Source organism: uncultured Microbulbifer sp., assembly GCF_947498635.1.
Classification (GTDB): domain Bacteria; phylum Pseudomonadota; class Gammaproteobacteria; order Pseudomonadales; family Cellvibrionaceae; genus Microbulbifer; species Microbulbifer echini.
On the sequence record NZ_CANMKV010000039.1, the window covers coordinates 1 to 13785 of the forward strand.

The following is a 13785-nucleotide window of genomic DNA, read 5'->3' on the forward strand; positions in this document are numbered from 1 at the left end:
AGAAGCAGCAGATATTACCTTCAGCTGACCGTTCTTTTCCAGGTGATTAACTGATGCACTTCAGAGTTGAATGCAGGAAATATTAAACGAGTACCTATATAAAATTTCGGAACTACAGAAACTCAGATGGAAAAAGTGTGCTTAGACTATAAGTTAGTTCCCTGAACAATACGACATATTCGGCATAGAAGTGACAACCAATATATCATTTTGGTAACCGATGTGAAATTTAACTCTATATTAAGAATGCCCCACCTGATGGTGGAGCACAGTTGAATCTATGCCTTAATCTAAATACAATTAGAGCCCAGTTCTTTTACTATCTCAGTCCACTGGACTATCTGCTCTTCAGAAGCAGATACTACCGAACCAAATAAATTATACTTCGCCATTTTTACACCGCAATACTGCAACGTGAACCGGTCTAACTGCTCCAAGACAGGTTTGAACTGATCAGTATGCATATTGACTGGGGCATCCATCGTTACAATTAATCGGGAAGTTTTACCCTGTAAAAGTTGTACAGGTACCGCGGAACCCGTTTCAAATTTAAATGTAACTCCAGGAAGAAATGTACGATCTATTAACCCTTTCAGCTTGCTTGGCAACCCACCCCACCACACTGGTAATACAATTACGATATGATTAGACCATAATAATGCCTCCGTGAAGTCAGACAAGCAGTACTCTAGCCTCAGAAATTCATCATATCCGCAGTCTAAACTAGGGTTAAAATCCATCGCACACAAATCAAAGCGCCTAACAATCGCACTCTCACGCGCCTCAATCTCATAAGTATCACTTAAGTGAGAACATAAACTGTCTATTTTTGGGTTTCCGTTCAAAAGTAATATCTTCTTCATCACCTTACGTCCTAAATCTCATCTCTAGTGATGATTCTAAAGTCTCCCCTTAGGGGGAGAGTCAAGACCCTTAGGACACGACTCTATACCATCAAGACATCGCTCAACACGTGTAACTCTGTCTCGAATGGTTTGCATCTCTCCTATAAGCTGATCTTTGACCTCAACGAGAAATCTAGAAATTTTTTCCCAATCAACTCTTCCAGATTCATAGGTTACAACGTTCTTAAGTGTAGACAACGTAACACCCAACTCTTTTGCCTCAGAGATCAGATTAAGAACTTCGATATCGGCATTGGTATACACACGATAACGTCCCTGCCTTTTTGGCGCCTTAATAATACCCTTTTCTTCATATAGCCTTATAGCTTTTATCGATAGCCCTGTCTTTTTAGATGCTTCGCCGATAAACATAAGCTTCTCTTAACCTCCGAAACTATAGAACTATAAACAACCTGAGTTGATGAGAATACAATGATTGTACAAACACCCAAGAACAAAATCGGATAAACCAAATTCAAGACGGATTGAAAATGGGAAATACCCTTGGTGAATCACACAAATTCATCGCCTTACCATACCTTCCAAAATTACGATACCACATAACAAATGTATTATTATAGGCACTGCATGCTCAAACCAGGCAGACACCAATAATATTTCAGGGCATATAGTTTATTCTTTTCTGGAAAAACGACTTAGTAGCTCCGCATTCGCAGGATATTTCTCAAGTAGCTCTACAAGCTTTCCAGCACCCTCTATAGGTTTTAGGCTGCCGAGCGCTCGACGTAGAACCCTTATACTTTCAATATCTTTTGAGTCTATCAGTAGCTCCTCTCGACGTGTACTACTTTTAACAATATCCAGCGCAGGAAAAATGCGTTGTCTCGCAACCTCTCTTGACAGAACCAATTCCATGTTACCTGTACCCTTAAATTCTTCAAATATTACCTGATCCATCCGACTGCCTGTATCCACAAGAACGGTTGCTAATATAGTAAGCGATCCTCCCCCCTCTATCTTTCTTGCCGCACCAAACATTTTACGGGGTATTTCCATAGCTCTAGCATCAATACCACCAGACATGGTACGCCCTCGCCCCTTTCGCTCTGCATTATGTACACGAGAAAGCCTTGTAAGTGAATCTATAACAATCATTACATCGTGGCCGCTTCCTGCTTCGCGACAGGCAATTTTAAGAAGGTCATCGGCCACACGAACATGCTGTTCATAACTGTTATCTGAGGATGAGGCATGTACTTGTGCAGGAACACTGCGCTTAAAATCTGTTACCTCCTCTGGTCGCTCATCAATCAGCAACGCATAGAGCTTTATATCTGGATAAGCTTCTCCGACCGACTGACAAATATGTTTTAAAATGGTAGTTTTTCCACAGGCCGGTGGCGCAACAATCAATCCTCTTTGCCCCATACCAATTGGTGTTATTAAATCCATTGCGCGCATAGTGAATTGTTCAGAACCGGATTCTAGACGTATAGGCTCAGAAGGATTAACCGCGATACCATCCAAAAATCGTTTCTGGGGATCCTCAATCTTTTCAGTTTTCAATTTATTATCATCTAGCTCGACATCTGTATTTCGTTTTACCTTCAGAGACAGTATTTTTCTAGCCATAGTTCTCATTGATTACATTAAATAAGTTAGCAGACACACATCAAACAGATGCCGTGATAAAAGCTTGCAAATAAGGCAAGATTATAGCCTTGCCCCACCAGATAAATTGTTCTATAGATATCTCAAAGAAAGCAATTAGCGACAGCCTTAAGAGCTGCCACGAAAAAAGATAAAGGTCAACAGGGCTGTTAATGTAGATATCCAGCCAAGGATATAACGCATCATGGCTTTATTTGCTTTCTTTTTTTCTATCCAAGTTCGGGGACGAATTCCCTTGAACAAGAATATTGATTTACTGGCGAGATTAACACAGACAATATTGATAGCAAGTAATAACCCAGCGCCGCTCGCCAGATGCATCTGCCCGTTACCTAGCATAATGCCCATAGTTACAGCTGGTGGCAGCAACGCCACAGCAACCATTACACCAACAAGAACCCCAGATAAACCAGTGGTCAATGAAAGAGTAGCTGCAGCTCCGGAAGCAAGCGCTAAGGCAATTGAATCCAGACTGGCGTTAGTCCTAGACATGATTTCATGATTATGGAATTGTCCAGGCCATAACAACCCGATTACCACAGACATACCAATGGCAATAAGAATCCCGATAAACAATGTTTTTATGGAATTTAGCATTAACTTCCCATCGCCTAATGCTGTTCCAAGACTTAGCGCAAGATTCGGCCCGAGTAATGGTGCAATGACCATCGCACCAATAACAACTGCAACATTATTTTCTATTAGACCAATGGCAGCTACGGTTGTAGCCAAAATCACGAGTAAAATATAATTGGAATCTAATCGCGCCCCCCTGGCGACTTCTTGATAAAGCGATTCACGAATTATACTGGACGATACTTTTTCATCTTTTGGCTCATCCTTTTTTTTGGGTAGATCGGCATAGACGGGTAAAACCACTATACGAATAGTGGGCTGCGCTCCTAGAACAGTCTGCAATGTATCTAAGGTTTCCTGCAGATTATTATCATCAACAAGCATGCGCATCTGCTGCATACCATCCTCCCCGAGGACTCCAACCCGAAAGTCAAGAGCCTTGACTTTTTTGGCTATGGCAGAAATGGTATTTTTACTTCCTGCACTTGCAATTATTTCTACATATTTCAATGGTAACTCTCTTTATGAGTGTAATCGTTCACGGTCGTTAACAGTCAAAGATGAGCCTAAAGAGCTTCCAGATCACTCTGGAATCCCTCTATATTCAAAGAGATTCGCAGTCAAGAAAAAGATATTAGGAGCATCTAGATTTATCAAAAATCGGAAGCGTAAAGTATCAATTACCTGGTAGCCCGCCATAAACCTCTAAAAGCAACACCTGTCATGTAATTGTCATTCGCGGCAAGTTCCACCTATCATCATCGTGGTTTCAGGTCACATAGAGACATTGTGAAAATAACTGAAGACTCTTTAGTTGCCTTTCTTAAGATCCTTAAGCCAAATGCAAGATCAAACTTGTATCCAGAAAAGCCACCAAGTCCAATACGCCACGAGAAACCTGAGATTATATCGCCTTTGGGTGCTAAAAGGTGGATTTAATCCTTAAAAATTCAAACTTTTTGCTCCGCTCAGCGATACATTCTGAATCATTTCATAGCGGATTATTTCATATGCATATAAGATATGACCATCGAACCCTCTATATAATACTGAAAACATTTAAACACCGACTGAAATTAGAGTAATAGGAAATCAACTAAGAATCCTTGCAATAGGGAATATGATCATTCTTCTGGTTCATTAATTAGTGCTTGCATCATAATGAAGCCAGCCAAGAAATATTAACAGATAGCCTTTCAGTGGCAGGCCTTACTATAACCTGCCTGATATGTTTGTCGAATTAAACCACCTGAAGTCGCCCACCTATCTCATAAGGCCAAAATGATATCGAGTACATCCATTACTCACCTGATAAGTATATAATTAATCGACCCCTAAAAATATAAAATTAGCTACATTAAACCCTGAAAAGCATCACCTTTTGAGCTACTACTGTGGATGTATACGGATGTGTAAAATAGATATCGATATCTTGAGCCCCACTAACCTTCTTGTGCAGAGCAAATTCTTAGCCATTATCGTCGATGGTGTCTAAATACCTTTAGGAATCATGTAAAAAAACTAGAGTGACCAACCTTGTTTCTTTTTGTGCTCAACTTGCTGAGAGAGTGTGAGTTTGTTCTTATAATCTAAAATAGCAACCAGCTCATCAATATGATGATTTACCTATAACAGTATCAATTTTCCACTCTCCGAAGCAAGATGTATCTTCTACTACTTGTTGCCGCTGCCCAATGCTGATGGTGTTCTTGATACACCCCAGAGTTTATTTATCACTACCTCCTTTGTTATAAATTCTATTTCTGCAGCGTAATTTCGAGCAAAGAATCCTCCACGGCATTTATCGAACTAGACATACCGGTAGGTAGTTTCATAGCTGACTGGCAACTATTTACCAAGTTCTAACCAGTCGCAATTTTTTTGAGTATCAGCAGATATTATCACCTGCGGGATGTTCTTTTCTAGATGATCATCTAATGTACTTCAGCGTTAACTGCAGGATTAACAAAACAAACTGAAGATGCATTAAATTTAATTGCTAACTCAACCTCTCATACAACCATCAAATTAAAACTCACCAACAGGCAATCACCTGCAAAATCCTCTAGATGCTTACTCAAAATAAAATCACTGGTAATGAGAGAGATTCGGCAAAAAATTCAGATAAAAATCTATTTAGAAGCCTCTATCGAAAGCTAAAATCCCTATAACTATCAGTAAGGATTGGAATATGCTTCTCGATAAATTGGACTCATTGAAATTAAGCGATAAGGGTTCGAACCATGAAAATTACAAAAACAGTGGTTTAGTTGGCCACATAAGAGACATTAAAGGTATTTATATACCAAAAACCACAGATGAATTAAAGAAAATAATCCAAACTTGCCACCTTATAAACCAGCCATTTTATGCAATAAGTACAGGAAAAAATTGGGGTTACGGAAAATCCGTCCCCGTCATGGACGATAATATAATAATTGACCTTAGCCAACTTAATGAGATTTATCATTATGACTCCGACTTGGGAGTAGTTGAAATTGGCCCAGGTGTAACCCAAGGGCAACTGGCGAATTATTTAAAAGGTACGCCTTGGATGCTTGATTGCACAGGTGCAGGACCAGCAACCAGTATCGTTGGAAATGTACTTGAACGAGGGTTTGGCCACGGTTCTCGCGGCTACCGTAGCCAACACTTCACCATAACCGAGTACATCCAGGCAAATGGGAAGACAAAATCCTTAGATACTGCTTCACGTTATATTGGGCGCAACGGTCATAGCGCCGGGCTTACAGAAGTCTTCACACAAAACAACCTAGCCGTAATTACCAAAATCCGCTTTGAATTAACAATGCGGCAAGAATTGAGTCTTCGCTGCATAGTTAGGTTAAAAGAATCAGAGAGTATCGGTACTTACATAGATATCATGCGTCAACTTAAATCTGAAAACACATTAGACTGCCTAGCGCATATTGGTAATAATTACCGAGTGCTCTCCATGATCACCCAATTTGACTTTTCCAAATGGAATCCAAGTCACGGCGTACCTATACACGACCTATATACGCTTGAGATGCAGAATCATATAACACCATGGACTGCTGCTTTTGTTGTTTCTGGTGAATCTAAAGTCGCAAAAGCAAAAGCCAACCGTATTAAGCAGGCACTAAGTGATATTGGAGATGTAAAGATCCTATCTCTACAAAAACTCAACAGGTTGAATTGGTTTTTACACGGCTTAAAGCCGTTATTTAATTATTCATCGCGGCTCACCAAATTTCAAAAAAATTTAACTAAATTCACTCAAGCTATGCTTATGCTTGAGGGTAATCCCAGCCCTATGGCATTAAAGGGATGCTACTGGAGAAACCAATCACAGAGCTTCGATAATAGCAATGATCCAATCGATAGCGATTGCGGCTTCTATTGGATAGCGCCTGCACTGCCGATGTTAAGTAACGAAATAAATGCTTGCATGCAGAAAAGTGAACAGTTATTTCAAAAGTTCGGGTTTGAATTTGGCGTTACCCTAACTTCTATTTCAGCACATATGTGTCAGGCCATTATCAGCCTCTATTACGACGTTAAATGCGATAAAGAAAAGCAAAGGGCAAAAGAGTTGATAACTCAACTCCGCCAATGCTTTAAAGACAATAACTGGCAGTGTTACAGGCGTTCAATTGATGAAATGCCCTTCGATTTATCCAAGGAAAGCAATAGAGATGCGCTAGCGCTAAAGCATAAAATAAAAATAATGCTTGACCCAAATAATCTTATCAATCCTGGCCGCTATCAAATAAAGTAAAAATAGAGTATTTACGATGATTAATACATGCCTTATCTCTCAGAGCAAAGAACTAGAAGCATTTACCAGAAATTATATACTTGAATCAGGAAACGAGACATCAATCAAGCATTTCGAGCGTATTTCAACTGTTCGAGTATTCAAAAATAGACAGGGCGACATGATCGGTGGCTACAGCTTAAATACACGCCTACCGATACGATACTTTGAGGACATCCCTAAAACAACTATCTTACCCAGCTTTGTAACCCAGTCAATTAATGTAATCGAAACAGGTGGGCTATGGATTAATCGTGAAGTTAACCAGTTCTATCGGGGAGTTATTTTACTATACTCACTTTGGGATATACACCAAAGTAAAAAGAAATACATCGTAAGCGGGGCCAAACACCCCAAAATAGCGAAAATTCAATCACTGGTTTTTCCTCACAAGCTTTACGAGGGCCCGGTAAAGAACGCACAATATGCATGTATTTTTTATGCAAAACGGGGATATCTACCTACCCAAGCCTTAATAATTATAAGTAAATACTGGATTATAGAACCACTCAAAAGCCTAACCTTTCATTGTAAGAATATCATGAAAAAACCCATTAAAAATATAGAAAACAATCTGAAAAATTAAATACCCCCCATTTAACTTAAAATTTTTAGACATCCGCAGCCGCAATCCCTAAAAATTCGCTTTGGGACTCTATAGTAATTAAAACCCAAAACTACATGAACGTTCAAAATTACAACTAAGAACACAATCTCAAATTCTAAGGCCTGGCCGTTAATGCATTAATTAAAAGTGTATTCAACTCTAAATTACATCACTCTTTAGACTACAGCGACGGCCGTCTACCCTCCCAAGACGCATACGAATGTGTAGATTGGACTTCCATATCCAGAGCCTCACCAATCTTCTCGTGCAAAGTAATTTATTTGCCACTATCGACGGGGCTGTTTAAGTACCTTTAGGGATTAAGATGTGTCATGGCAGACCGACCAAGCAAGTCTGCCTTCTTTCACCCAGCCGGCTGAGAGCAGTGTGAATTTTCTCTTACGATCTATAATAGCAATCAGAATATCACTATCACCTAAACCATTAGCGGTATCAATTTTACAGTCTTCGATGCAAGACTTATTATCTACAGCCTGTTCCCCAGCGCCATGCTGATGGGATCCTTATGTACTCCGAGTTAGTAACTCATTCGTTCACTTGTTTTAAGATCTAACCTGCGGCGTGAGCTCTAGTACAAAGTCCCTATCGATGCCTATTGACCCAGACAACTAGATAAATAGTTTCATCGCTGATAGGCAGGTATTTCTCAAGCTCTAACCAGGCAGAAATTTTTTGAAAAACTAGCAAATATTACCCCCCCCGCTGGCCCCTTTTTCCAGATGATCAGCCGATGCACCTCGGAGTTAAATGTAGTTATTTTGAATAACGGCCTTTAAAAATTATACATATCCCGTAATTATTCATTTTTTATGGGCTAGGGGGAGAGTCATTATCTATTTTGAAAAATTGCATTTTTTATTGATTTTTCTTCTTAATGGCTTTTAGGGTTGATAGAATCCTACGTGACCAAGTGAAGAGTCGCTCTATTTGACTGAAGAGGAGGGCTATTTCTCCAGTTTTTACAAGAATAATCAAATTAAAATGGTGAAAAATGAATATTCAAGTAACAAAATTTACAACCTACTTGGCATTTTTTTTTGGCGCCATCCAAGCTCAGGCATTTGAACCTAAATCGAATTTCTCAGTGAACTTGGAGCGTGTTCGTTATTGTCAAAACTTTTGGTGTACACAGCAGTATACTCAACCCGAGTATCAGGTTTGGGATCAAGAAGGTGTGAGTAAAACGCATCAGTTGTACACTCAGATTGCCAGAATTCAGCAACCGATGCGGGAAGATGTGCGAAATTTGGTGTTTATTGCAGCTGGGCAACAGCCACCGGGATACGGTTCTGAGAGCTCTGTAACAGGTCAGGAAGATAACTATAAGAAAGACTGTGGAGTCTCAAAGGGATCCTGTTCCCGAAGTGTTGATGGCCGCTCTCTTGCTCGGCAGGTACTGGATTCAGAATATTTTCCAGCTGACGACACTTTCTTTGCGGTAGCTTTTGATACCCAATTTAATTATATGGTGAGTAGCAGTGAGAAGTCTCGCATGGAGAGGGCTTACCTAAATTGGCTAAAGTCAAAAGCTTATGCGTCCAATCTTGAAACTATCTATCTGGCCGGATCTTCCAGAGGTGGATGCCTGGCCATGCGCTTGGCTAAAGCCCTGCGTGATGATCCTGCTTTTCGTAAGATTCGAACTATAGTTCACAGTTTTGATGGTGTCTGTAAGTGGGACCAAAATGAAATGGGAGTAACCTCTTCATTTTTCCGCAGTCCAGTGAATTCAAATTATTTGAGTTACTATACTGATCTGGATGTTCAGTTTCCCTATAAAGACAACCTGTATATCCGGCAACTGGCAGGAGGTGATGAGGTGATTGAATTTACTGGAGTCCACTCTTTTGTATATGCGGCAACGGATATCAATTTAGGGTGGTATGCTCAACAATGGGTCAACTTAAATCATATTACTATCGATCGAGATATGACGCCTACTGTACGTGATCTGACCGTAGTACCTTTTTTACAACATTTGGATGATATTTTTTAATTATTCTTCAGGAATTATTTATTTAGAGTTGGGATTGTTTGACCGGGGACAAGGGCTACTGTGTAGTGGCCCTTGTAATTAACCCGGAGAATAAATGGTTCACCCATGCTGTATATTTAATTGATACATGTTGGAATTAGCATACTACACGCTCAGGCTTCTTTTGAAATATGCTCATCTGGTAAAGCACTTCCCTTTCAGCTTCTCCTTGGACCGCGCTGGCATCCCACTGTGGGCGCCTTCTTTAAGGTCGCAATACAGGTACTCATCTAGGATCAGCTCAGGTGAATGTGCCGGCAAATACACTATTTCTATTTCAGCCTCCAGCTCTTTCAGTCAAGCTTTAGCGAATCAAACATGATGCACTCTAAGGTTATCCATGATGAGATTAAGTTTGCGGGATTGCTGCTCTGATACATCGTTTGAGAATATCAATCTATCTGTCACCATTTATACTTCCTTTGCAAAATTGAAAGCGCACGGCTCCTTAACTTGTAATCGCGGAGAGCTTATTGGGTTAAGTACGTTTTGTATTCAGCTTTACAATAGGCGTTTTTCCTTTTGGTACACAGTCGCGCTTATTAAACCCCTGTGCCTACTGGTTTCGCACGCTGCCAAATACCTGGATACCTTCTTCCATCCATTTTTTAACCGCTTTTGGGTTTTACTCATAGGCCCGTTTAGCGGGTTTCTGAGGCATAAAACTCCGGCGTTTCAGGTAACCATCAGCGATGCGAATTAGTATTGTTATTCCACATTCGCATTCGATCAACTCCATGACAGCCAATTGTGGCCACAACACATCCTTGAGCTTGAATTGATCTGGCTGTTCATCCGTGATTTTTTAAAGCTTTTTTTACTCTGCAGTTAGCCTCTAACTCATACCTTCCGGGTGGCCGTGCTTTAACAGCCAATGCTTTGAAAGCACCTGCCTTATAAGCATTAATCCAATTTAATACACCTCGACTAGAAATATCCATTGTCCATGCAATTTCCTCTTTAGACTCTAATTTCTTCCAAAATTTAAAGCCGTTCAGTATTTTTCTTCCTAGACGGTAGCGGGTAAATTTCTTGCATCAATAATATCGATTTGGACATTATACGGAACGATAGGATCGCCAGCTTAATAGTGATCACCCGAACCTTTATTCTCGTGATTACTATTACTGCTGTAAACTTGTACCTCACCCCCTAACCTTCTTTAAAGAATCAATTAGATATGGTCAACTGGTACCACCGTTGCCCTCCCCCCCTAGAAAAGGGTTCTTCATGCTCACAATCACATTTATTTCTATACGCTTCAACCAGTTGATTTTAAGAAATATTTCCCTTGAATTTCATATTTTTCAGAAACAATCGTCACAATAACCAGAACTACCGTAACTATTTTGTCACGAAGTAAGGAAATCAAGCTCAACACGCTTATAAATAGGCACTGAAATTTACATTGGATACGATGCCCATTAATGGTTTTTAAGGGGCCTGATTCTTTGCAGTTATATAAAGAAAAAACCCCTTATCCAAGCGTTAACTCAAAGAAGGGGTTTCACTTTTTACTTTGCGTTTTACTTATGCCGTTAGGCTATTCGCCCTGCGCGCAACCATTCAGACACACAGAAGGCCAACTCCAAAACCTGATCGGCATTGAGTCGTGGATCGCACTGGGTGCGGTAGCAGCTGGCGAGGTCGGCTTCAGAAATTTTCCAGGCACCCCCAGTGCATTCCGTGACGTGTTCGCCCGTCATTTCCAAATGGATACCGCCGGGGTGGCTTCCCTCAGACCAATGCACCGAGAAGAAATCACGAATCTCTCGCAAAACCTTATCAAAATCACGGGTTTTGTAACCGTTGCCGGCTTTAACCGTATTGCCGTGCATGGGGTCTGTGCTCCAGACAACCGAGCGACCCTCTTTTTGGACGGTACGCACCAGGCCCGGTAGTTTATCGGCAAGAGTGTCCGCCCCCATACGCGTAATCAGCGTAAGTCGACCCGCTTCATTCTCTGGGTTGAGCTTGTCGATCAAACGCATCAACTCATCGGGCTGCATGCCTGGGCCCACTTTTACGCCGATAGGGTTGCACACACCAGAGAGGAACTCCACATGAGCGCCGTCCAGCTGGCGAGTGCGCTCGCCGATCCAGAGCATATGTGCAGAACAGTCATACCATTTGCCGGTGAGACTGTCAGTGCGCGTTAGAGCCTGCTCATATTCCAGCAGCAGCGCTTCGTGGGATGTATAGAGTACGGTCTCACGTATCGCGGGGGTATTTTCTGAAGTAACCCCGCACACCGCCATAAATTCTAGGGCCTCTTGCAAACGCTCCGCCAATTGCGCGTACTTTTCACGCTGGGGATTATTTTGTAGGAAGCTTAGGTTCCAGCCGTGTACCTGGTGCAGGTCGGCGAGGCCGCCCTGGGCGAAAGCGCGCAGCAAGTTGAGAGTGGCCGCCGACTGGTTATACGCAGTAACCATGCGTTGGGGGTCTGGCTGGCGAGATTCCGCTGTAAAGTCGATACCATTGATGATATCGCCACGATAGCTGGGGAGTTCAATACCATCGACTGTTTCAGTGTCCGCGGAGCGTGGCTTGGCATATTGGCCGGCCATACGCGCCACTTTGACTACGGGCAAATTGCCAGCAAATGTCAGAACTACGGCCATTTGCAGCAGCACTTTGAAAGTATCCCGAATCCGGTTGGCATTAAAATCGGCAAAAGACTCCGCACAATCACCACCCTGCAACAGAAATGCCTTTCCCTCTGCCACCTGGGCCAACTGGCGGCGCAGTTCGCGCGCTTCAGCGGCAAACACCAGAGGTGGATGGCCTGCGAGCTGCTTGGCTACCTGGGAGACGTCTTCGGCGGAGGTGTATTTGGGCTGCTGGTGCGCGGTGAAGTTTCGCCAACTCTGTGGGGTCCAGATTTGGTTAGGGGATTCAGGCACTTGGACTCCTAGCTCAACTTCCATCTTTCACTCTTACTTCTAAGGATAACTCTTAAAGGGTGAGCACAATGCTCACCCTCAAATGTGCCGAATTTACAGCACGCTGGCAACCGCCTTGCAGAAGTATTCCATATTGTTGGAACTCAAGCCGGCAATGCTGATGCGACTGGAGTCCACCATATAGATGGAATAGTCTTTCTGTAGTTTTTCCACCTGCTCTGCGCTGATGCCCAGGAAGGAGAACATGCCCTTCTGCTGGCGGATAAAACTAAAATCTCCTGCGGCTCCGGCGGCAGCCAGGCCCTCAACCAAGCCGGCGCGCAGCCCGTTGATGCGCTCGCGCATTTCGGTGAGCTCCGCTTCCCAGTTCGCCTTAAGGCCCGCATCTGTAAGGATAGATTCCACAATCGCTGCACCGTGCGAAGGTGGCATGGAATAGTTCCCACGAATCGCACTTAGCATTTGGCTGTGGCCTTTATCGGCGCTCTCAGCATCGGCATAAATCACCATGGCCAGGCCGACGCGTTCTCGGTAGAGACCAAAGTTCTTGGAGCAGGAGGCTGCCACTAGCATTTCAGGTACAGACTGCGCCATCAGGCGCAGGCCGTAGGCGTCGTCTTCCAGGCTTTCACCGAAGCCCTGGTACGCCATATCAATAAACGGGGTAAAACCCTGCTTCTGGGCCATTTCCGCCAGCACTTTCCACTGCTCGCGGGACAGGTCTGCACCGCAGGGGTTGTGGCAGCAAGCGTGGAATAGAACTACATCGCCCTCGCCCACATTCTTCAGGGTGTCTACCATCTTGTCGAATTGCAGACAGCTGGTGGCGCGATCGTAATAGGGATAACTTTTGATCTGCAGGCCGGCATTACCCAACAAAGGCACATGGTTTGCCCAAGTGGGATCGCTGACCCAGACGGTAGCGCCTTTCTTCGCGCGATGAACCAATTCCGCCAGGACACGCAAGGCGCCGCAACCACCGGGGGTTTGTGCGGAACGCACACGACCGCCAACCAGTGCCGGGTGTCCTGCGCCCAGGACCAGTTCCTGCATCACCGAGTTGAAACCCGGTGTGCCCGCGGGGCCGATATAAGCTTTGGTTTCTTCGCTATGCAGGAGGCGGGTCTCCGCTTCTTTCACCGCTTGCAAAACCGCCGTGTGGCCGGCCTCATCTTTGTAGACCCCTACCCCAAGGTCGATTTTGCTGGGGTTTTCATCCGCTCGGTAACTGGCCAGCAGGCCGAGAATTGGGTCGGGCGGTAGGCTGCCTAAATGCTCAAACATCTGAAAACTCCTTATTT

9 protein-coding genes are annotated in these 13785 nt (G+C 43.1%); 3 read left to right on the plus strand and 6 right to left on the minus strand.

The window, feature by feature from the left end; genetic code table 11:
• Positions 1–290: 290 nt before the first annotated feature.
• The 4 genes from Q1A69_RS16435 to Q1A69_RS16450 all read right to left on the minus strand — a co-directional run bounded on the left by Q1A69_RS16435 (position 291) and on the right by Q1A69_RS16450 (position 3623).
• On the minus strand, positions 291–863 hold the full coding sequence (locus Q1A69_RS16435) for an NAD(P)H-dependent oxidoreductase (protein WP_299587752.1): 573 nt from the start codon (positions 861–863) through the stop codon (positions 291–293).
• A gap of 36 nt (positions 864–899) precedes the next feature.
• Positions 900–1277 carry a MerR family transcriptional regulator gene (locus Q1A69_RS16440; RefSeq protein WP_299587754.1) on the minus strand — a complete coding sequence of 126 codons (378 nt, stop codon included), beginning with the start codon at positions 1275–1277 and terminating at the stop codon, positions 900–902.
• Positions 1278–1538: 261 nt separating this feature from the next.
• Positions 1539–2498 carry a transcription termination factor Rho gene (gene rho, locus Q1A69_RS16445; protein WP_299587758.1) on the minus strand — a complete coding sequence of 320 codons (960 nt, stop codon included), beginning with the start codon at positions 2496–2498 and terminating at the stop codon, positions 1539–1541.
• 147 nt (positions 2499–2645) lie between these two features.
• The gene (locus Q1A69_RS16450) at positions 2646–3623 is read right to left on the minus strand and encodes a TIGR00341 family protein (RefSeq protein ID WP_299587761.1); all 978 of its coding nucleotides are present in this window, start codon (positions 3621–3623) and stop codon (positions 2646–2648) included.
• Positions 3624–5304: 1681 nt separating this feature from the next.
• On the opposite strand from Q1A69_RS16450, the gene Q1A69_RS16455 reads away from it, so the two are divergent.
• The 3 genes from Q1A69_RS16455 to Q1A69_RS16465 all read left to right on the plus strand — a co-directional run bounded on the left by Q1A69_RS16455 (position 5305) and on the right by Q1A69_RS16465 (position 9539).
• Entirely contained in the window at positions 5305–6876 is a 1572-nt protein-coding gene (locus tag Q1A69_RS16455) for an FAD-dependent oxidoreductase (RefSeq protein WP_299587764.1), read from the plus strand.
• A gap of 16 nt (positions 6877–6892) precedes the next feature.
• Positions 6893–7501, plus strand: a complete 609-nt coding sequence (locus tag Q1A69_RS16460; RefSeq protein ID WP_299587767.1) for a hypothetical protein — start codon at positions 6893–6895, stop codon at positions 7499–7501.
• 1033 nt (positions 7502–8534) lie between these two features.
• Positions 8535–9539, plus strand: coding sequence for a hypothetical protein (locus Q1A69_RS16465; protein ID WP_299587769.1), 1005 nt, complete (start codon positions 8535–8537; stop codon positions 9537–9539).
• A gap of 1577 nt (positions 9540–11116) precedes the next feature.
• Here Q1A69_RS16465 and Q1A69_RS16470 read toward each other — a convergent pair.
• A complete protein-coding gene (locus Q1A69_RS16470; RefSeq protein ID WP_299587771.1) occupies positions 11117–12508 on the minus strand; it encodes a class II 3-deoxy-7-phosphoheptulonate synthase in 1392 nt (463 codons plus the stop codon).
• Between the two features lie 69 nt (positions 12509–12577).
• A complete protein-coding gene (locus Q1A69_RS16475) occupies positions 12578–13768 on the minus strand; it encodes an amino acid aminotransferase (protein ID WP_299587774.1) in 1191 nt (396 codons plus the stop codon).
• Between the last annotated feature and the right edge of the window lie 17 nt (positions 13769–13785).

Coding starts and splice junctions, on each gene's coding strand:
- Q1A69_RS16435 (WP_299587752.1), bottom strand. CDS start 863: ATGAAGAAGATATTACTTTTGAACGGAAACCCAAAAATAGACAGTTTA.
- Q1A69_RS16440 (WP_299587754.1), bottom strand. CDS start 1,277: ATGTTTATCGGCGAAGCATCTAAAAAGACAGGGCTATCGATAAAAGCT.
- rho (WP_299587758.1), bottom strand. CDS start 2,498: ATGGCTAGAAAAATACTGTCTCTGAAGGTAAAACGAAATACAGATGTC.
- Q1A69_RS16455 (WP_299587764.1), top strand. CDS start 5,305: ATGCTTCTCGATAAATTGGACTCATTGAAATTAAGCGATAAGGGTTCG.
- Q1A69_RS16460 (WP_299587767.1), top strand. CDS start 6,893: ATGATTAATACATGCCTTATCTCTCAGAGCAAAGAACTAGAAGCATTT.
- Q1A69_RS16465 (WP_299587769.1), top strand. CDS start 8,535: ATGAATATTCAAGTAACAAAATTTACAACCTACTTGGCATTTTTTTTT.
- Q1A69_RS16470 (WP_299587771.1), bottom strand. CDS start 12,508: ATGGAAGTTGAGCTAGGAGTCCAAGTGCCTGAATCCCCTAACCAAATC.
- Q1A69_RS16475 (WP_299587774.1), bottom strand. CDS start 13,768: ATGTTTGAGCATTTAGGCAGCCTACCGCCCGACCCAATTCTCGGCCTG.